At 69.6% G+C, this 18,968-nt stretch carries 17 protein-coding genes; 5 read left to right on the top strand and 12 right to left on the bottom strand.

The annotated features are described in order from the left end of the window. Window positions 1–11: 11 nt before the first annotated feature. The 8 genes from AB0K10_RS22795 to AB0K10_RS22760 all read right to left on the bottom strand — a co-directional run bounded on the left by AB0K10_RS22795 (window position 12) and on the right by AB0K10_RS22760 (window position 10,275). Window positions 12–776 carry an alpha/beta fold hydrolase gene (locus AB0K10_RS22795; RefSeq protein ID WP_363686462.1) on the bottom strand — a complete coding sequence of 255 codons (765 nt, stop codon included), beginning with the start codon at window positions 774–776 and terminating at the stop codon, window positions 12–14. Window positions 777–993: 217 nt separating this feature from the next. Next, on the bottom strand, window positions 994–2,169 hold the full coding sequence (locus tag AB0K10_RS22790) for a cytochrome P450 (RefSeq protein ID WP_363686480.1): 1,176 nt from the start codon (window positions 2,167–2,169) through the stop codon (window positions 994–996). Window positions 2,170–2,206: 37 nt separating this feature from the next. After that, window positions 2,207–5,167 (bottom strand): beta-ketoacyl synthase N-terminal-like domain-containing protein, encoded by a 2,961-nt coding sequence (locus AB0K10_RS22785; protein WP_363686460.1) that lies wholly within the window; start codon window positions 5,165–5,167, stop codon window positions 2,207–2,209. Next, on the bottom strand, window positions 5,164–5,418 hold the full coding sequence (locus AB0K10_RS22780) for a phosphopantetheine-binding protein (RefSeq protein ID WP_363686458.1): 255 nt from the start codon (window positions 5,416–5,418) through the stop codon (window positions 5,164–5,166). The genes AB0K10_RS22785 and AB0K10_RS22780 overlap by 4 nt, the downstream gene beginning before the upstream one ends. 9 nt (window positions 5,419–5,427) lie before the next feature. After that, on the bottom strand, window positions 5,428–6,297 hold the full coding sequence (locus tag AB0K10_RS22775) for a 3-hydroxyacyl-CoA dehydrogenase NAD-binding domain-containing protein (protein ID WP_363686456.1): 870 nt from the start codon (window positions 6,295–6,297) through the stop codon (window positions 5,428–5,430). Between the two features lie 24 nt (window positions 6,298–6,321). After that, entirely contained in the window at window positions 6,322–7,521 is a 1,200-nt protein-coding gene (locus AB0K10_RS22770; RefSeq protein WP_363686454.1) for a hypothetical protein, read from the bottom strand. Window positions 7,522–7,524: 3 nt separating this feature from the next. Next, on the bottom strand, window positions 7,525–8,688 hold the full coding sequence (locus AB0K10_RS22765) for an acyl-CoA dehydrogenase family protein (protein ID WP_363686452.1): 1,164 nt from the start codon (window positions 8,686–8,688) through the stop codon (window positions 7,525–7,527). A gap of 33 nt (window positions 8,689–8,721) precedes the next feature. Beyond that, window positions 8,722–10,275 carry a long-chain fatty acid--CoA ligase gene (locus tag AB0K10_RS22760; RefSeq protein ID WP_363686450.1) on the bottom strand — a complete coding sequence of 518 codons (1,554 nt, stop codon included), beginning with the start codon at window positions 10,273–10,275 and terminating at the stop codon, window positions 8,722–8,724. 227 nt (window positions 10,276–10,502) lie between these two features. Here AB0K10_RS22760 and ccrA point away from each other — a divergent pair, with 227 nt between their 5' ends. From ccrA to AB0K10_RS22745, 3 genes are read left to right on the top strand one after another with little or no spacing between them, the layout of a single operon-like run. Further along, entirely contained in the window at window positions 10,503–11,822 is a 1,320-nt protein-coding gene (gene ccrA / locus AB0K10_RS22755; protein WP_363686448.1) for a crotonyl-CoA carboxylase/reductase, read from the top strand. Then, entirely contained in the window at window positions 11,819–12,832 is a 1,014-nt protein-coding gene (locus AB0K10_RS22750; RefSeq protein ID WP_363686446.1) for a ketoacyl-ACP synthase III, read from the top strand. Before ccrA ends, AB0K10_RS22750 begins: the two co-directional genes overlap by 4 nt. Continuing rightward, window positions 12,829–13,692 carry a 3-hydroxybutyryl-CoA dehydrogenase gene (locus AB0K10_RS22745; RefSeq protein WP_363686444.1) on the top strand — a complete coding sequence of 288 codons (864 nt, stop codon included), beginning with the start codon at window positions 12,829–12,831 and terminating at the stop codon, window positions 13,690–13,692. The genes AB0K10_RS22750 and AB0K10_RS22745 overlap by 4 nt, the downstream gene beginning before the upstream one ends. Before the next feature lie 61 nt (window positions 13,693–13,753). Here AB0K10_RS22745 and AB0K10_RS22740 read toward each other — a convergent pair whose 3' ends face one another. Both AB0K10_RS22740 and AB0K10_RS22735 read right to left on the bottom strand, forming a co-directional pair. After that, a complete protein-coding gene (locus tag AB0K10_RS22740) occupies window positions 13,754–16,387 on the bottom strand; it encodes an AAA family ATPase (protein ID WP_363686442.1) in 2,634 nt (877 codons plus the stop codon). 279 nt (window positions 16,388–16,666) lie between these two features. Next, window positions 16,667–16,843 carry a hypothetical protein gene (locus AB0K10_RS22735; protein ID WP_363686440.1) on the bottom strand — a complete coding sequence of 59 codons (177 nt, stop codon included), beginning with the start codon at window positions 16,841–16,843 and terminating at the stop codon, window positions 16,667–16,669. A 428-nt stretch (window positions 16,844–17,271) separates the two neighbouring features. On the opposite strand from AB0K10_RS22735, the gene AB0K10_RS22730 reads away from it, so the two are divergent. Both AB0K10_RS22730 and AB0K10_RS22725 read left to right on the top strand, forming a co-directional pair. Further along, the gene (locus AB0K10_RS22730) at window positions 17,272–17,550 is read left to right on the top strand and encodes a hypothetical protein (protein ID WP_363686438.1); all 279 of its coding nucleotides are present in this window, start codon (window positions 17,272–17,274) and stop codon (window positions 17,548–17,550) included. 239 nt (window positions 17,551–17,789) lie between these two features. After that, window positions 17,790–17,993, top strand: coding sequence for a hypothetical protein (locus tag AB0K10_RS22725; protein ID WP_363686436.1), 204 nt, complete (start codon window positions 17,790–17,792; stop codon window positions 17,991–17,993). Here the strand turns inward: AB0K10_RS22725 and AB0K10_RS22720 are convergent. Together AB0K10_RS22720 and AB0K10_RS22715 are read right to left on the bottom strand one after the other, a co-directional pair. Beyond that, complete coding sequence (locus AB0K10_RS22720) at window positions 17,959–18,255, bottom strand: hypothetical protein (protein WP_363686434.1); 297 nt, start codon at window positions 18,253–18,255, stop codon at window positions 17,959–17,961. The two genes, AB0K10_RS22725 and AB0K10_RS22720, sit on opposite strands and share 35 nt — an antisense overlap. A gap of 66 nt (window positions 18,256–18,321) precedes the next feature. Next, window positions 18,322–18,750, bottom strand: a complete 429-nt coding sequence (locus AB0K10_RS22715; protein WP_363686432.1) for a flavodoxin/nitric oxide synthase — start codon at window positions 18,748–18,750, stop codon at window positions 18,322–18,324. Window positions 18,751–18,968 lie beyond the last annotated feature (218 nt).

Here is an 18,968-nt window from a genome sequence, read left to right as displayed (position 1 = left end):
TCGGCGCTGGGTCAGACGGCCGCGCGCAGCGCGGAGATGCGCCGGGCGATCCGGTCCGTCACGGCCACCGCGTGGTCGTTCAGGTAGAAGTGGCCGCCCGCGTAGACCCTGATGTCGCAGCGACCGGTTGTGTGCTCGCGCCAGGACGCCGCCTCGGTCTGGGTCACGTGCGGGTCGGCATTCCCGATGAGCACGTCGATCGGGCAGCGCACGCTCGCCCCGGGGGCGCAGCGGTAGGTCTCGATGGCCCGGTAGTCGCTGCGCAGCGATGGCAGGATCATCCGCAGCACCTCGTCGTCGCCGAGCATCCGGGTGTCGGTGCCGCTGAGCCGCTTGATCTCGGCGACGAAGTCGGCGTCGCCGGCCGTGTGCATCGACTCCTCGCGAACCGCGGACGGCGCACGCCGGCCGGACGCGAACAGCACCAGGGGGCTCACACCGCCGCCCTCCAGTCGCCGCGCGACCTCGAAGGCGACCACCGCGCCCATGCTGTGGCCGAAGAACGCCACCGGCTTGTCCGGGAGCGGGCGCAGCTGCTCGGTGATCCGATCGGCGAGCTCGCCGATGTTCTCGGCGGCGGGCTCGTGCCGCCGGTCCTGGCGGCCCGGGTACTGCACGGCGAGCACCTCCAGCTCCGGCGACAGCGTCTTGGAGACCGGGAAGAAGAAGGATGCGGAACCGCCCGCGTGCGGAAAGCAGACCAGGCGGGCCGGCGCCTGCGGGGCCGGATGAAAACCCCGCAGCCAAAGGCCGGTGTGAGATTTGGTGAGTGCCATGATTCGGTTCCCAGGTCCTTCTCGGATCGGCGTGGCATCAGCGAATGAGGCCCGAACACGCCCCACCAGTTAAGGTCAGATCGCGGTGCGTGACCACGGGGGAACCGCCCCTAACTACGGGCGGGCACACCCCCTACCACCCCTGGAAGCGGTCCTTTCCGGACATGCGAAAGCGGCGGTCAGGAAGGGTTTCCTGACCGCCGCGCGACGACCGATGTCAGTCCCAGGCGACCGGCAGCGCCCGTACGCCGAAGACGCTCATGTTGGCCCGCAGGGGCACCTCGTCCGCCGGAACGGCGAGCCGGAGCTTCGGGAATCGCTCGAGCAGCGCGGTGAGCGCGACCCGCAGCTCGACCCGGGCGAGTTGCTGGCCGAGGCACTGGTGGATGCCGTGGCCGAAGGCGACGTGACCGCCCGCCTGCCGGAGCACGTTGAGCGTGTCCGGGTTGGCGAAACGCTCGGGGTCGCGGTTGGCGGCTTCCAGGGACACCGTGACCGACTCGCCGGTCCTGATCAGCTGGCCTTCCAGCTCGATGTCCTCCAGTGCCGCGCGGACCGCCCGCGGCGCGACCGTCAGGTAGCGCAGCAGCTCCTCCACCGCGTCGTCCATCCGGTCCGGGTCGGCACGCACCGCAGCCAGCTGGTCGGGGTTGCTCAGCAGGGCGAACGTGCCGAGTGCCAGCATGCTCGCGGTGGTGTCGAGCCCGGCGACCAGCAGCAGCACGCTGATGCCGGCGAGCTCGGTGTCGGTGAGGTCCGACTCGGTCAGGTCGGACAGCACGTCGTCGGTCGGGTTCGCCCGCTTGGCCAGCACAAGCTCGCGCATGTACCGGTGCAGGGCCATGAACGCCTGGCCCACCTCCTCCGGCCGGCCGTCCTGGGTGAGCAGCACCTCGGTGTAGCGCTGGAAGAGGTCGTAGTCGGCGATCGGCACGCCGAGCAGCTCGCACAGCACGAGCGCCGGGACCGGCTGCGCGAACAGCGGCCAGAGGTCGGCGCCGGCGCCGTGCCCGGCCAGCACCTCGAGCTGGTCCTTGGTGATCTCCTCGACCCGGTCGCTCAGCTTCTGCATCCGCCGCGCGGTGAACTTGCCGACCAGCAGCCGCCGGAACCGGGTGTGCTCGGGCGGGTCGATCCCGGTCATGTCGCCGACCGGTGCCGGTTTGCCGTGGTGGCCCTCGCTGCCGGGGACGGGGTCGCGCACCAGCTCGTGCTTGGAGCTGAACCGGGGGTCGGACAGCACCGCGCGAGCCGCCGAGTGACCACTGGCCAGCCAGCCGACATGGCCGTCGGGGTAGACCATGCGGCGCAGCGGCGCCTCACGCAGCTCGGACGGCGGGTCGAAGGGGCAGCCGGCCGGCCGCTCGGTCGGAAGCTTGGGCAGCTGCTCCATGTTCTCCACTGTCATGACAGTGTTCCTGCTTTCCTCGTCACTTCGGCGCCGCCTGGAAGAGAATCTCCGCGTGGGAGTCCAGGAGATGCTGGGCCAGGGTTTCGACGGTCGGGTACTCCAGAACTGCGGTGACCGCGAGCGTCAGGTCGAACTCCCGGTTGAGCCGGGTCACCAGGCGGGCCAGCCACACCGAGTCGAATCCGTGCTCGCTGAACGGGACGTCGTCAATCACCTGGTCGGGCCGGGCCTTCAGCATCTCCGCGATGATTGCCCGCAACCGGTCGCGCAGCCATTTCGACTCATCCGGCGCCTCCGTCGTGGCGGACGGCACGAACGCCGCGACGGTCGGCTGGGGCAGCCAGTACCGCTCCGACTCGAACGGGTAGGACGGCAGCGGGATCCGCCGGCCGGGGGCGTCGGCGAACAGCTTCTCCCACGGCACGTCGGCGCCTCGGCACCATTTGCGGCCGAGCTCGAGCAGGCCGGCCACGTTCGTCGGCCGCTGCCCGGGCACGCCCCCGACCCCACCGGCGGCGCCGTTGCGAGCGTTGCCGACCACCAGCTCGGGCCGGGGCTCGGCGCGGGGCGAGGCCAGCTCGGCCAGCACCTCGTCGAGTTCCTCGATGGTCTGGACGGCGACCGCGGCCCGCACTCCGAACGCCTCGCGGCCGGCGCGCAGGGTGTGTGCCACGTCGCGAAGCCGGAGACCGCCCCCGGCCAGCGCGGCGCGCAGGCGAGAGGCGCTGTTCGCCAGGGCCTGGCGGCTGCGGGCGGACAGGATGATCAGCTCCGGATCGTCGACCGGCTCGTCCCGGGGCGTCTCGGCCGGATACTCCTCCAGCACGACGTGGGCGTTCACTCCGCCGGCGCCGAACGCGTTGACGCCCGCCCGCCGGGGCAGTTCGCGACCGTCCTCGTCGGTCTTGGGCAGCCACGGTGTCGGCGAGGTGGGCACCCGGAACGGCGTACTGTCGAAATCGATCTTGGGGTTTGCCCGATCGGCGTGCAACGACGGGACGATGGTGCGGTGCCGCAGCTGCAGCAGCACCTTGATGAGCCCGGCCATGCCGGCCGCCGGCTCCAGGTGACCGAGGTTGCTCTTGACGCTGCCGACCATCACCGAGCCGGGTTCGACGCCGTGCGCGCCGTAGGCCTTGGTGAGACCCCGGATCTCGACCGGGTCGCCGACCGGCGTGCCCGCCCCGTGCGCCTCGACGTAACCGATGCTCCGCGCGGAGACCCCGGCGATGTCGAGGGTCCGCAGGAACAGCTCGGAGTGGCGGTCCGACTCCGGCACCGCGAACCCGACACTGCGGCCGTCCGAGTTGGTCCAGCTACCCCGGATCACCGCGTGCACGTGATCGCCGTCGGCCCTGGCCTGACTGAGTCGCTTGAGGACGACGGCAGCCACGCCCTCACCGAGCGCGATACCGTCCGCCCCGTCGCCGAACGGGCGGCACGCGCCGGTCGCGGACAGCGTTCCCATGCTGGTGTACTGCACCAGACGCCACGGGTGCAGGATGAGGTTGGCCGCGCCCGCGATGGCCGCGTCGACCGTGCCGTGCCGCAGCGCCTCGCAGGCCAGGTGCAGGGCGACGAGTGAGCCCGCGCAGGCCGCGTCTACCGTCATGTTCGGCCCGTGCAGGTCGAAGAAGTGCGAGACCCGCAGCGCGAGCTGGGAGATGTTGTTGTTCGCGTACGCGTCCACGCCGGCCATCGAGGCCTGCGCGCTCAGCACGGCGTAGTCGCAGGCGGTCGCGGCGACGTAGACGCCGACGTTGTGGCCCAGCGACTCCCGGGTGTGCCCGGCGTCCTGCAGCGCCTCGTACGTCACCTCGAGGAAGTGCCGCTGCTGCGGGTCCATCGTCTCCGCCTCGCGTGGCGCGATGCCGAAGAACAGCGCGTCGAAGCGATCGACCCCGTCCATCAGGCCGGCCCACCGTGAGTGGGTCTTGCCGGGCTCGAAGTCGCCCGCGTGATACAGGGGCTCGTGGTCCCACCGGTCCGGCGGAATCTCCCGGATCGCGCTGCGACCCTGCACCAGCAGGTCCCACAGGTCGTCCAGCGTGGGTGCGCCGCCGAACCGGCCCGAGACACCGACGATCGCGATCGGCTCGTCCGACCGGTCCGCCACCGTTGCCGGACCCGGCGCCGGTGCGGCTGCGGGGTTGGCCTTGAGCAGCCCGGTGAGCACGCCACCCGGCCCGACCTCGTGGAACTCCGGCGCCGGCAGGCTGCGCAGGTAGCGCACGGTGTCGGTCCAGCGCACCGGCGAGGCCAGCTGCCGGGCCAGCATGGCGGGGATCTCGCCGGGCCGGTGCGGTGCCGCTGTCACGTTCGACAGCACCGGGATGACCGGCTCGGCGAACTCGTAGCCGGAGAGGAGCTCGGCGAACTCGGCTGCGGCGGCTGCCATGTGCGTCGAGTGCGGCGCGGTGGTGAGCGACACCCAGAAGACGGCGGGCGCCTCCTCGCCGAGCAGCCGGGCGACCGCCCGCAGCTCCTCCTTCGGTCCGGCCAGTCCGACCTGCTCGGGCGAGTTGAACGCGGAGAACTCGACGCCGTCGTGCCCGCTGCGGCGCAGCAGCTCGGCGATCCGCTGCACCGGCAGACCAGCCACGGTGATCAGGGCCCCCGAGTTGCTGTCGGCCATCAGCCGCGCGCGCTCCTTGACGATCTGAAGGCCGGTACGGAAGTCGAACACTCCCGCCGCGAACAGCGCGACGCACTCCCCCAGGCTGTGGCCGGCGACGACGTCCGGGCCACCCTGCCGGTCGACCTCCTCGAGGTGGGTGAGCGCGTCGACCACGTACATCGCCGGCTGGGTGAACCGGTTGTCGCTCAGGCGTTCGCTGGGGCCTTCGAGGCACAGCTGCTCGATCGAGTAGCCCAGCACCTCGTCGGCTTGGCGGACCAGGTCGGGGTGGCGGGCGAACAGGTCCCCGCCCATCCCCACGCGGTGCGAGCCGTGCCCCGGGAACAGGAAGATCTTCGTCATGCGCCGGCATCCACGGTGACCGAGCGCTTGCTCTCCACGAAGGCGGCGATCGCGGAGATCGACCGGAAGTTCTCCAGGCGCAGGTCCTCGCTGACGATATCGAGGTCGAAGGTCTTCTCCACCCATGTCAGGACCTGCACCGCGAACAGAGAGCTCACATATCCCGATTCGAAGATGTCCTCGTCATGGCCGACCTTCAGGCCATTGAGATGCGAATAGATAAATTCCTCGATCAAATCGATGTCGCTCATTGGTTCCCCTCACACGTAGCTGTGGAATCCCTGACCGGACTTCCGGCCGAGCCGGCCGGCGTGCACCAACTTCTTGAGCAGCGGGCACGGGCGGTACTTCGGGTCGTTGAAGCTGTCGTAGAGCACCTCGAGCGACAGCAGGACGGTGTCCAGTCCGATGAGGTCGCACGTCTCCAACGGCCCCATCTTGTGCCCGAAGCAGTCGACGAAGAGCCGGTCGATGTCCTTGGCCGGCGCCACGTTCTCGTACAGCAGGAAGGCGGCCTCGTTGACGGTCAGCATCATCACCCGGTTGGTCACGAAGCCCGGGGAATCCTCGACCACGATGCTGTCCTTACCGATCGCGGTGAACAGCTCGCGGGTCCGCTCGATCGTCTCGGCCGACGTGTGGTAGCCGCGGATGACCTCGACCACCGGCTTGAGCGGAACCGGGTTCATGAAGTGCGTCCCGATGACCTGCGCGGGGCGCGAGGTGACGCCTCCGAGCCGGGTCACTGAGATCGCCGAGGTGTTGACGCCGAACACGGTGTGCGGTGGGCAGATCCGGTCGAGCTGCCGGTAGATCGGCTCCTTGACCGCCCAGTCCTCGGTCGCGTTCTCGACGACGTAGTCGACGTTGGCGAATCGCTCGAGGTCCACGGTGAGATCGATGCGCGACATCAGCTCGTCCGGATCGGCCTGCGGCTGACCCTTCGCCTGGCCGAACATCCGGTAGGTGAAGTGGTTCCGCTTGATCTCCCGCTGGGCCCGGTCGAGGATCTCCTCGGAGATGTCCATCAGCAGCACCGGGATGCCACGCTCGGCGAACGCGTGCGAGACGCCGATGCCCATCGTGCCGGCGCCGACCACGCCGACCTGCTTGACCTGCTTGGTCTCCATGCTTTTCCTTCCCCGACAGCCGGCTTAACCGATGCCGACCGCAGAAATCGGTTCGGCCCGACGTACGGCGTCGGGCCACTGAGCGGAATCCAGGCCGTACTGGCACAGGAACGCGTAGGTCAGGCGCTCCAGGCCGATCCCGGTGCAACCGGTGTACGCCTGGGCCCCGTCGGCGTGGGAGATGCCGAAGGCCTTGCTGAAGATCTGACCGTGCAGGTTGAACGAGCCGACCGCGATGGTCCGGTCCGCAGCGACGGGCAGGCGCAGCTCGTACTTCAGCTCGAGCATGCGCTGGGAGGTGATCCGGGCGCCGGTGTCCTGCCGGCCGAAGAACGGGTCGTTGGCGACCTCGCAGTGCCCGGCCAGGTCGAGGCCCTCCAGCAGCTCGAAGATCCGACCGATGAACCGTGATCTCGCGTCCACCACGTAGTCCTGGGTGCCCAGGAAGACGGTCTCGCGGATGGTGAAGTCCCACAGGCGTTCCAGGGACTGCCGGTAGCGCGACTCGAAACGGAAAGACTTGCCCCGCGAGGTGATCACCCGGTTCGCCGTCGGCTTCTCGGCGAACTGGCTAAACGTGTGGTAGCACATGGTGGGCGGCAGTGCGTAGTCGAGGTTGCCGCACCGCTCGTACAGCGCACGGCGGTCCAGCCGGCCGGCCGACACGTCCTCGAGGAACTCCTGGTAGGTGTCCATGTCGCTGTGCAGCCGGGTGACGAACATCAGGTGCTGCGGGAACGACGCGAGGTAGCCGCAGCGCCGCAGCGTGTCCAGCGGGATCAGCGTGGGATAGCGGTACTCCCGCGCGCCGAACTCCTCCGCGACCATGGCCCGCACGGACCTGTCGAAGAAGCCCATGACCTGGCAGAACTCCTCGCCCACCGCGATCTGGCCCTCGCCCAGCTCGTAGGCGATGCCGCGCTCGACCATGTGCTCGTAGACACCGGTCAGCACCGTGCGCTCGCTGGGCGACCGCCAGGTCACGCGGGCCGGGTTCGGATAGAGCGCGAGCACGTCGTTCTTGATCATCTGGTGCAGCTTGCGCTCGAGCTCCGCCGGATCGGCGGGCTCGCGGGTCCGGACGTCGATGCCGTCCACCACGTTGCCGTCGCCCAGCAGCGTGAACTCTTCGATGAGCTCGGAGACGAAGAAGACGCGCGACCTCAGTTCGGACTCGTGGATATGCGGAACCGGGTCCGCCAGAGTGATCCGGTACTGCGGCATGGGTCAGACCCTCCCGCTTCCGGGCATCCCGGCCAGGGAAGCGATGACTTCGCGCTGGATCTCCGAGGTGCCGCCGTAGATGGTTCCGCCGAGCGCGTCACGCAGCTCGCGTTCGACGCCGAACTCGGCGAGGTAGCCGCGGGCACCGTGGATCTGCATCGCGTCCAGCGCGGCCTGCACGTGGCTCTCGCTGATGAACAGCTTCGCGATCGCGGCCTCGGCGAGGGCGATCTTGCCCTGCTGCTTGAGCCAGCCGACCTTGTAGATCATGAGTTTCGCCAGTTCCAGCCGAACCTTCATGTCCGCGATCCGGTGCGACACCGCCTGGTTGGCGCCGACCGGCCGGCCGAACTGCTCGCGCCCGCGGGCGTGCCGGACGCAGTCCTCCAGAATGCGTTCCATGACGCCAACCTGGTTGGCGAACATGAAGCAGCGTTCCCACTCGATCGTCGACGTGAAGATCGAATAGCCGTCGCCCTCGCGTCCCAGCAGGTTGTCCACGGGCACCCGGCAGCCGGTCAGGGTGACCTCGCCCATCGGGGTCGAGCGCAGCCCGGACTTCGTCCACTGCCGGGTGACCTCGAGGCCGGGGCTGTCGGCCGGCACCACGAACGCGGAGAGCGCGTCCTGCCGCCGGCCCGGTTCACCGGTCCGCGCCAGCAGCACGAAGACGTCCGCGATGCCGGCATTGCTGATGAAGGTCTTGGTGCCGGTCAGCACGTACTCGTCGCCGTCACGCACCACGGTGGTACGCATCGACAGGATGTCCGACCCGGCGTGCTCCTCGGTCAGGGCATGCGCCCCGATCAGCTCGCCCGCGCACATCTTGGGCAGGAACCGCTTGCGCTGCTCGTCGTTGCCGTGCTGCTGCAGGTACACCGCGCACGCCCACAGGTGGTTGTTGATCACGAAGACCAGGCCGTTGTCGCGGCAGGCGTAACCGAGCGCCTCCATCGCGATCACCGTGGACAGCGGGTCGAGCCCGACCCCGCCGAACTCCTGCGGGATCGGCCAGCCGAGAACGCCGAACCGCGCGCACCGCTCCCATCCGTCCAGAGAGAACCGCATCTCACGGTCGTCGTCGGCGCCGTCGCCGAGTTCCGCCCGCGCGAAGTTGATGATCGAGCGGCGCAGCGCCCGCTGCTCGGGTGAGAGTGCGAAGTCCAACGCAAGCCCCCATTCTTGGTTGTCGTTTCCGGGTCAGGTCCGGGTGCCGGCGCGGCTGCGCAGCAGCACCTTGTCGGGCTTGCCGGCGTTGGTCAGCGGCAGTTCGTCGAGGACATCGACGACCTGGGGAACGTGGGCGGGCGACAGCGCCTCGCGCAGGTGCGCCCGGACGTCGTCGACGGTCAGGGTGGCACCGGGCTGGAAGGCGATCGCGCACTGCAGGGATTCGACGCTGTCCTCGTCACGCCGGCCGAACACCGCCGCCTGACGGATCCCGTCGAGGGTGAGGATCTCGGCCTCGACCACCGCCGGGTGGACCTTGACGGCGTCGACCTTCACCACGTCGGCGAGCCGGCCCAGCAGGTGCAGGTAGCCCTTCTCGTCGCGGTAGCCGGTGTCGCCGGTCGCGTACCAGCCGTCCCGCAGGACCCGCGCGGACAACTCCGGGTCGTTCCAGTAGCCGTCCATCATGGCCGGCGAACACATCCACACCTGGCCGGTGTCGCCGTCGGGGACCTCGGCCGCGGACTCGGCGTCGCGCACCGAGATCTCCACCCCGGGGAACGGCCGCCCGACCGTCGTGGACAGCCACGGGTCGAAGTGCCCGCCGGGGTCCAGAAACGTGACCCGGCCGCCCTCCGACGTGCCGTACACCTGCGCGAGCCGCGGCCCGATCAGGCGCGCCGCCCGGGCTACCCGGCTCGGCGCGGCGGCGGTGCCGCTGTAGATCAGCAGGCGCAGCGAGGAGAGCTGCGCGGCCATGAAGTCCGGATTGCCGAGCTCCTCGAGGTGGTCGATCAGTTGGTAGAGGTGAGCGGTCGCGATGAACGAGCGAGTGACCTGCCGCTCCGCCACGTCCCGCAGGAACTGGCCGGCCTGGAACTCCTCCCGCAGCACGACGGTCGCGCCCGTGAGGAGCAGGCCGTCCACCATCGGCCCGACCGTGTGGCTCAGCGGCGTGTTGACCAGCATCACGGTGCGGCCCTGGCCCGGCGGCTGAGCGGTTCGCACGGTGCTCTCCCACGCCCGCCCGGACAGCCGGATGCCCTTGGGGCGCCCGGTGCTCCCGCTGGTGTAGCCGATCACCGCGAGACGCCGCGGATCCCACGGTTCGGCGCCAACCGGGACGACGAGATCGTCCCTCCCGGTGATCGGTCCGAGCACGGCGATGCCGGCCTCCTTCGCCAGCCCGCTCGCGAGACCGAGGTTTTCCTTGTCGGTGTAGACGACCGCGGCGCCGGTCTCGCGCAACACCCGCAACTGGTCGTCGGCGGAGAGGATCGCCGCGTTCGACCCGGGGTTGGAGGTCCGCAGGTAGCAGACAGCCGCGCCGCGCAGATGCGCCGCGTACCGCGTGGCGAGCATGTCGGGGCTGTTCGGCTCGACCAGGATGCCGACCACGCTGCCCGGCCCCGCGTCGAGCTCCCCCATGGCCCGGTACGCGGCGGCGACAACCCCGATGAAGCGGGCCCCGCTCACCTCCTGATCGCGCCAGTACAGGACGACCCGTTCCGGATCCTCGGCGAGAGCCGATAGGATGTCCGCCGCGTAGCCGCCGATCGGGTCCCACCAAGTCTTGCTGCTCATCGTTGTGGCCTCGTATTTCGTGAGCGCTTTTTCCCCGGCCAATCGTTTAGGGGTGGCCTCGGACGAACAACCCCAGACCGACCCCAGACGTCGTGAGCGCGCTCGCCGGGTCGCAATGGCCGCGGCCGGCCGGGGGACGGAAGTAGGGGGAATCCAGGGGTATTCGGTGAGGATTGATCGGCTATAGCGTCGGCGCGTCGGCTAGGTTCGAAGAGAGACGGTTCACGATGCGATCTCTGTCCGAGGCAGTCATCGGCGACGCCACGCCCGAGGAGCTCATGTCGGCGCCCGTGCCGGAGAGCTACCTCGCCGCCCATCTGCGAGCCGAGGACACCGGCATGTTCACCGGCGTGAGCGACAAGGACGTACGCAAGTCGCTGCGCCTCGGCCGGGTGCCGATGCCCGAGCTCGCCCCCGATGAGGTCCTGGTCGCTGTGATGGCGGGCGCGGTCAACTACAACACGGTGTGGTCGGCCACGTTCGAGCCGATCCCGACCTTCCGGTTTCTGCGGCAGTTCGCCAAGCAGGGCGGCTGGGCGGCCCGGCACGACCTGCCCTATCACGTTCTCGGATCGGACGCCGCTGGCGTGGTGGTCCGCGTCGGCAGCGGCGTGCGCCGCTGGACGGCCGGGGACCACGTCATGATCAGTCCCTCCTACATCGACGATCAGGAGGCGGCGACCCACGGCGACGGCATGCTCGGCGACGAGCAGCGCATTTGGGGGTTCGAGACCAACTTCGGCGGACTCGCCGAGTACACGGTGTGCCGGGCCAGTCAGCTGATCCCGAAGCCCGGGCACCTGAGCTGGGAAGAAGCGGCGTCGATCCCGCTCTGCGCGGGCACGGCGTACCGGATGCTGGTCAGCGACCGCGGCGCCCGGATGAAGCAGGGCGACGTCGTCCTGATCTGGGGTGCGACCGGCGGCCTGGGCGGATACGCCGTGCAGTTCGTGAAGAACGGCGGCGGCATCGCCATCGGCGTCGTCAGCTCGCCGGAGAAGGCCGAGCTGCTGCGAACGCTGGGCTGCGACCTTGTGATCGACCGGGCCGAGCTGGGCCTCGACCGGCCGCCGCGGGACACCGCCGAGTCGGTCGCCGCCGGCAGGCGGCTCGGCTCGCTGATCCGGGCCGGCGTCGGGCGCGACCCGGACATCGTCTTCGAGCACGTCGGCCAGTCCACGTTCGGCATCTCGGTGTTCGTGGCCCGGCGCGGCGGCACGGTGGTGACCTGCGGTTCGAGCACCGGCTACGAGCACCAGTACGACAACCGCTACCTCTGGATGAAATTGAAGCGCATCGTCGGCAGCCACTCGGCCAACCTGCAGGAGCAGTGGGAGTGCGCCCGGCTGTTCGAGACTGGCCGGATCAAGCCGATGCTGACCACCGTCAGCCCGCTCACCGATGTCGCCGAGGCGGTCCGCCAGGTGCAGACCAACCAGCACATCGGCAAGGTCGGCGTGCTGTGCCTCGCTCCCCGGGCGGGCCTCGGCATCACCGACCCGGTCCGGCGGGCCGAGCTCGATCAGGCTGTAGGCGCGTCGCGATGACCGCCGCGATTGGCATTCTCGGCACCGGCGCCTACCTGCCGAAGCAGGAGGTCGACAACGACGAGGTCGCCGCGATGGTGCCGGACGTGACGGCGGAACGGATCGAGCACAAGACCCAGATCCGCAGCCGCCGCTACGCCGCTCCGGACGAGGCGACCTCCGATCTGGCGGCCGCCGCGGCGAGACTGGCCCTGGCCGACGCCGGCCTGGCCGCCGAGGACGTCGACTACATCCTGCTCGCCACGTCGACCGGCGACTCCCCGCAGCCACCGACCTCCTGCCGGCTGCAGAGCCTGGTCGGCGCCCGCCGGGCCGCGTGCGTGGACGTCAACGCGGTGTGCGCCGGTTTCGTGTACGCGCTGGGCATGGCCCGGGCACTGTTGGCTCTACAACCGGGAAGCACCGCGCTGGTGGTCGGCGCGGACATCTACTCCCGCATCCTCGACTACCGCGACCGCAGCACCGCGATCCTGTTCGGCGACGGCGCCGGCGCGGTGGTGCTGGGCGCGGTGCCGGCGGGGCGGGGCATCATCGACATCGGTCTCGCGTCCCGCGGCGAGGCGATGGACCTGATCCGAGTCGAGGCGGGCGGCAGCCGCATCCCGCCTTCCGTGGAGAGCGTCGAGAGCGGCGGCCACTACTTCCGGATGCAGGGTCGCGGGGTGAGCGAGTTCGTGATGGCCAACGTGCCGCCGATGATCGCCGCGCTGCTGGAGCGCAACGGCGCCACGCTCGCCGACATCCGCCACTTCGTGCCCCACCAGGCCAACGGCGTGCTGCTCACCGAACTGGTGAGCCGGTGCGGGCTGGACGGGGCTCGCACCCATCGGACGCTGGCGGAGTACGGCAACATCGGCGGCGCGTCGGTGCCTGTCGCTCTCGACGCCGCCGCCCGGTCCGGCACGCTTAACGACGGCGATCTGGTGCTGCTGGCCGGCTTCGGCGGCGGAATGTCGATGGGCGCGGGACTGCTGCGCTGGTCCGCTCCGGTGCTTGAGGCAAGCCGATGAGCGCGCCGGTCGAACGGGTGGGTGTGGTCGGCTGCGGAGCAATGGGCACGGGTTTCGCCGTCCTCTGCGCGCGCAACGGCCTTACCGTAACGGTCGTGTCCTCGTCCCCGGCGACCGTCCCGCGGGGCCGGCAGCGTCTGCGCGAGTCCCTCGAACGGGCCGCGGCCAAGGGGAAACTTCCGGCCGGCGACCTCGACGCGGTGCTCGACCGACTGTCGGTCACGGCCGACCTCGCCGACCTCGCCGGCTGCCAGCTCGTGCTCGAGGCGGTGCCGGAGGACCTGGATCTCAAGATCGAGACCTTTTCCCAGCTCGACAAGGTCGTCCAGGATCCGGACGCAATCCTGGCCAGCAACACCTCGTCGATCCCGATCATCCGGCTCGCGCGGGCCACCGCGCGCGGCAGCCACGTCGTGGGCATGCACTTCTTCAACCCGGTGTCCGTCATGCCGCTGGTGGAGATCGTCGCCTCGCTGCTGACCGAGAACCGGATCCGGGACCGTGCGCAGGAGTTCGCCACCACAGTCCTCGGCAAGGAGGCGATCGTCAGCGGAGACCGGGCCGGGTTCGTGGTCAACGCGCTGCTCATCCCCTACCTGCTGAGCGCCGTCCGGATGCTGGAGTCTGGTTTCGCCACCGCCGAGGACATCGACCACGGCATGCTGCGGGGCTGCGGGCATCCGATGGGACCGCTTGCGCTGGTCGACATGATCGGCCTGGACACCGTGGGTGCGGTGGCCGATGCTCTGTTCGACGAGTTCAAGCAGCCGCTCTACGCTCCGCCGCCATTGCTCTCCCGGATGATCGACGGCGGAATGCTGGGTCGCAAGAGCGGCCGCGGCTTCTTCGACTACTCCTGACCGCGGCCACTACTCCTGATCGTGGCGTCCGGGAGGCGGAATCCCCCCGGACGCCACGCGATCAGGCGAAGTCCACCGTGTAGAGCTCGAGGTTCGCCGGGAGGCTCCGCCGGCCCTCGATGTGCAGCTTCCGGTACACGTTGGTCAGGTGCTGCTCGACGGTGCTGACCGTGACGTGCAGGAGCCGGGAGATCTCCCGGTTGGTGTACTTCAGCGCCGCCAGGGCGGCGACCCGCCGTTCGGACTCGCTCAACCGGGCGTTGGCGGCGTCCACCACGCCGAGCGACGGCGCCAGGTTCGGCTCGACGCGGCGCAGTGCCGGCGATCGGTGCCGGATGTCCTCCAGCAGGGAGTTCGCGCCGCACTCGGTGGCGATGCCGACCGCCTGCTGGCTCATCACCACCGCCACCGGGTCCTCAACTTCCTGCAGCGCCACGCCGAGGTCGGCCAGCGTGCGGGCGAGCTCGACCCGGTCGCCGGACCTGCGCAGCTCGCTGACCGCCTGCTGGAGCAGCAGCGCGCGCTTACGTGGATGGCTGATCGCCGCGCGCATCCGCAGCGAGATGCCGCGGATCCACGGGTGCCGGGCGTCCGGGGTGGACAACTGTTGCAGCACCAGCTGCTCGACCGCCTCTGTCTCGCCCATCCGCGACAGGACCTCGGCGGCCTCGGTGCGCCACGGGCAGATGACCGGCCGGTCCAGATTCCACTGCTTCATCATGCTGCCGGCCTGCAGGAAGTCGCCCAGCGCGGCGTGCAGCTGGTTGGTGGCCGCGAGGTAGCGGCCCCGAGCCCGCAGGTAGTTCAGCCCGTGGATACTACGGAACAGCTGGGCCGGCATCGGCTGGTAGACCTCGACCGCCGCCGCGGCGAAGTCTCGCATCTCGGTACGGGCGCGGATCAGGGTGGCGACCGCGCTGTAGGTGAAGACGCAGTTGCGCCCGCCCGGCACCAGGTCGAGCGCCTGCAGGGAGTAATGCTCGGCCCCCCGCAGGTCGCCCAGTCGCAGCAGCGCGAAGGCGAGCATCGAGGTGAACACGAACCGCCAGCCCCGGGCGTTGCGCAGTGCCGACTCCTCGAGCAAGGTGTGGCTCCAGCGAACCGCCCGCTGCGGGTCGTGCGAGCGGGCGAGAGCCGCGACCGCCTGGACGATTCCCGGCAGCGTCGGACCGGCCAGCGAGGTCGACTCCAGGAACCGCTCGACGTCGGCGACGTTCGCGTCCAGCAGGGCGAACTGGTGCGGCTCGGCGATCGTCGCCAGGTGCGGGACGTCGGCGCCGGCGAACGACCCGACGATGTCGTCGGCCGGCGAGGCGCCCTCGGTGGCGCTGAGCGCCCGGTTGCGGATCTCGATGGCGTTGGCGATTCGGCCATGGGCGACGAGCAGCTGGGCAAGTGGCCACACGCTTTGCTCGGTGGCGTCTGCGGCCTTGAGCGTGTCGAACGCGTCGTTGATGTGTCGTTCGGAAAGGGCCGGGTCGAGGCGCCAAGTGATCGCGGCCAGCCTCGTCTTGATCTGGCCGCGAAGTAGCAGGTCGGGACTGGCCGCGTGCGCGCGCTCGAGCAGGCGGGCGGCGTACCTCGGGTTGTCGTCGGCCAGCGCCTGCTCGGCGCCGGAGCGTAGGACGTCCACCACCCACGAGGGCTCGGCCTCGTTGGCGACGGACGCGACCAGGTGCTGGGCAACCAGCTGCGGCAACGCCCCGGTCTGGTGGAGCAGGCCGGCGGCCCGGCGGTGCAGCGCGCTCAGCTCGGATCGGGGCAAGTTGTCGACGACGGCGGTCCGGCCGACCGGGTGCCGGAAACCGGTGCCGTCGAGGATGCCGGACGCGTTCAGGGCCGCGAGTGCCTGCGCGACCGCGGACCGGGTGCTGCCGATCAGCTCGGCCAGCCGTTCCGGGCAGGCGCGTTCGCCGAGGACCGCCACGGCGGCGGCCAGGCGCAGGCCGTCCCAGTTGCTCCGGCGGGCGCAGGTGACGACGGCCTGGGCGAACGGGCCACCGGCGGCGGGAACCTCGCCGACCGAGTTGCGGCGCTCTGCGATCAGCGCCCGCAGCAGCAGCGGATTGCCGCCGCTGACCCGGCCGAACTCGGTCGCGTGGTCGGCCGCCCGCGCGGCGAGCTCGGGATAACCGCTGACGATCTCGGCCACCTCCCGGTGGCCGAGCCGCGACAACACGATGGGCCGGACGTTCCGCATCCGCAGGAGCTCGGTGCTGAACCCGGAGTCCAGCAGTGCGAAGTGGGCCGTCTGGCTGAGCACGACCAGGACGGGCGCCGTCCGGGTGAGCCGGATCAGGTACAGCAGGCCCTCGAGCGACGCGGCATCGACGTAATGCAGGTCGTCCACGAGGCACACCAGCGGCGCGTCGCCGCGGCCATCGAGCAGGTCCTTACAGATCCGGCGGATCAGCTCGGCCCTCGCACCGCCCTCGTCGATGGCCGGCACCTCGATCGGGACCGCCGCGCTCGACAACCGTCGCAAGGTGTTAAAAGGATTGTCACGGTCGTACTCCTCACCCGCCGTGCTGACCACTACGGCTCCGCTCGACGACGCCCGCTCGGCGAAGGTGGCAAGCAGCTCACTCTTTCCGCAACCAATCGGCCCTTCGACCAGGACGACTTGCCCATTACCTCGGGCGCACGCGGCAAGTGCGGAGTCAAGATCCTCGAGCTCCGCTATTTGTTTCGACAACAATTTTTCCCCCGTGGGTACCAGTGGTCACGACGGGTGACGACGAATGTTCGGCGATGAACACCAGTGATCCCGCGTCTGTGACCTAACAAACCACAGCAGCCGCTGTCAACCGCGGCCGGCCTGTATGAACGCGCCTGACCACCCGGGCGCTGAGATATTTCCCCCGTTGGAAGCAGCACAGCGTCCGCATGACGTGAGTCAATGTGCAGCCGGACCTTGGCGTGACCTCATTGATGCAAACCTAGGCGCATGGCGAGGCGTATCGCAAGAGTGATCTCAACTGGGTGAAGGTGTTGCCTGGAGCGGGGCCGGTGGTCGGCCGGCGAGAATGATGTTGTGGAGGTCGGCGATGTCGCAAGCGGCGTCGGCCAATGTGGACGGCGCGGCGGTGTTGGGATCGTTGGCGTTGGTGATCCAGGTGCGTTTTCCGGTCGCGCCCAGGGTCGTCTGCAACCGTTCGCCGAGGTTGGTGTAGCTGGTCTGGTTGACGTAGCTCTGCGCCGAAGAGACGTACGCGCAGGCGGGAAGCCCGGTCCGCGCTGTACGCCGACGCGAATCCCGAGTAGTCGACCTCGACCCTCACCCCACCGCCTGCGCGGTGACCGTCAGCCCGGCTGACGATACCGGGGGCCCCGGCGCGCTGCGGCCCCCGGTCGGCGACCTCTACTGCGACCTTCTGTGAGGTGCAGCGCGCCCGGTTCCGGGTCGTCACGGCGGTGCGGGGTGCAAGCGCGAGAGCAGGGACGGTATCTCGCAGGCCGGCCGCCCTACGGCTACCGACTCGCGGACGCCGGCCCCCATCCGAGCGCCGCCCAAGCGGCAGGGGTCGCCGGCTTCAACGCCTCGAACCGGATCCGGCCACGGCGGGACACGTGCGGTGGATGTTCGCCCAACGCCTGGACGGCCAGAGCCTCGCCAGCATCGCGCGCGGCCACACCAGCGCTCAACAGCCCACCCCCCGCAGACGCAAGATCCTTCACCTCAGGGAAGATCCCATCATCGTGCGACTCGCTGACCATCCCCGCTTCCCCGGCGGCATCCAGACTCCACACGACCTGGTCACGCTCCTGCACAGAACGAAGATCACCATCGTCTGCGACCAGGAGCACTGCACACCAACCATGAAAGAATCCGCGCAGGTCAACCTGCGCCGATCATGATCGATATGTAGTAATGATGTGCCCGAGGGGCGACACGACCCATTGCCCCACCACCGATGACGCTCAGCGCCACTCTGAAGCTCGCGCAATCCTAGCCGCGGTGGGTGGAATCGGTGTCTCATCTGACGGGACCAACTCTCCTGATCCGGCGCAGCGGGACTACACGAACGCCATCGACTGGTACGCGGTGCCAGGAAGCCGCGCCCGGCTTCCTCCTACGGGCCGAGTCGTTCTACAACGTGGCCACCGAGATCGACCGCCTCGGTGTCACCGACGGCTACGGCAGCATCAGCCTGCACGAACGATCCGACGGCGAGTCGTTTTTCGACCCGACCGTCTACAGGGCCTATGCGGGCACCAAGACCACCGAGGGGGTCCAGTCTTCGATCACGCCGAGCAGACGGGGCATCATCCGGGCGAGCAGGCTCGGATCCGGCGGATAGGCCGGCAATGCCACACCCCGGCATAGAGGCAGCCGAATAACTCGGCGACGTAGTCCAGGCCGGGTGGGCAGAGGATCAGCGCCCGGTCGCCCACGGCTGCGCGCTCGCCCAGCGCGACCGCGATGGCACGGGCCCGCCGGTCGAGGGCCGCGCCGGTGAGAGCCTGCGGCTGGTCCTCCCCCTTGCCGAGAAACCGGTAGAACGGAGCGTCGGCACGCCGTTCCAGGACGCCCCGGAAGCGATCAACGAGCGTCTCACTCATACGGACTACCGCCACTGCTCGAATCTCCACTTCTTCCGGGTTGAACCTGGACGCCGGCGCCGCGTCTTACCCGAGTACAGCGCCTCGCCTCTCGGCACGGGCCAGTTCGCCATCTGCCGGCGGCCCTTGCACCGGCCCGACAAGAAGGCTCTCCCGGGCGACCACGTCGATCGCGTGGCGGCGCAGCCGCTTCTCGATACCCTTTGCCGCGAGGCCGGAGACGAACGCCATGCCGGTTATCGTGTCGAACGCGGCCGCGCGGTAGTCCTGCTCGGCGGGGAGGACGTCAAGCCACTCCGCGACGCCGGTGGCCGGCGCGCTGCCGCCTCTGGCTTCGACTTGCCGACGGCTTCCCGGGTCGGGCAGCCCCATGATGCGGGTGGGCGCACCGACGACCAGGAGGTCGACGTCGTCAGCGACCGGCGCGAAGGCGGCATCGGCGACGGTGACCACGTACCCCCGGGAACGCAGGCCGACGACGACGGCTTCGGCCACCCGTGCGGTATTGCCGAAACACGTCTCAGTGACGACCAGAACATTAATTGTGCCCCCGAGACCTGCGCCAGCGGGCGAATTGCCGCATGGATGGCTAACAGCACGCACGCGCGCTGCCGAATGTTCTGCCGATGAATCGACGCAACCAGGTCAGACCGCGATGACGGGCACGCCAAATCTTCACGCGCCGATTAAGAAGGATCCTTCAAGAAGGGTCT

It is taken from the genome of Micromonospora sp. NPDC049274, from assembly GCF_040678875.1.
GTDB lineage: Bacteria > Actinomycetota > Actinomycetes > Mycobacteriales > Micromonosporaceae > Micromonospora.
The sequence above is the reverse complement of the archived record's forward strand: the minus strand, read 5'-3'. Positions and strand labels throughout refer to the sequence as shown.

Bases quoted from the DNA above. Each gene is read 5' to 3' on its own strand.
- AB0K10_RS22795 (WP_363686462.1), bottom strand. From the start codon at position 776: ATGGCACTCACCAAATCTCACACCGGCCTTTGGCTGCGGGGTTTTCAT.
- AB0K10_RS22790 (WP_363686480.1), bottom strand. From the start codon at position 2,169: ATGGAGCAGCTGCCCAAGCTTCCGACCGAGCGGCCGGCCGGCTGCCCC.
- AB0K10_RS22785 (WP_363686460.1), bottom strand. From the start codon at position 5,167: ATGACGAAGATCTTCCTGTTCCCGGGGCACGGCTCGCACCGCGTGGGG.
- AB0K10_RS22780 (WP_363686458.1), bottom strand. From the start codon at position 5,418: ATGAGCGACATCGATTTGATCGAGGAATTTATCTATTCGCATCTCAAT.
- AB0K10_RS22775 (WP_363686456.1), bottom strand. From the start codon at position 6,297: ATGGAGACCAAGCAGGTCAAGCAGGTCGGCGTGGTCGGCGCCGGCACG.
- AB0K10_RS22770 (WP_363686454.1), bottom strand. From the start codon at position 7,521: ATGCCGCAGTACCGGATCACTCTGGCGGACCCGGTTCCGCATATCCAC.
- AB0K10_RS22760 (WP_363686450.1), bottom strand. From the start codon at position 10,275: ATGAGCAGCAAGACTTGGTGGGACCCGATCGGCGGCTACGCGGCGGAC.
- ccrA (WP_363686448.1), top strand. From the start codon at position 10,503: ATGCGATCTCTGTCCGAGGCAGTCATCGGCGACGCCACGCCCGAGGAG.
- AB0K10_RS22750 (WP_363686446.1), top strand. From the start codon at position 11,819: ATGACCGCCGCGATTGGCATTCTCGGCACCGGCGCCTACCTGCCGAAG.
- AB0K10_RS22745 (WP_363686444.1), top strand. From the start codon at position 12,829: ATGAGCGCGCCGGTCGAACGGGTGGGTGTGGTCGGCTGCGGAGCAATG.
- AB0K10_RS22730 (WP_363686438.1), top strand. From the start codon at position 17,272: ATGTTCGCCCAACGCCTGGACGGCCAGAGCCTCGCCAGCATCGCGCGC.
- AB0K10_RS22720 (WP_363686434.1), bottom strand. From the start codon at position 18,255: ATGAGTGAGACGCTCGTTGATCGCTTCCGGGGCGTCCTGGAACGGCGT.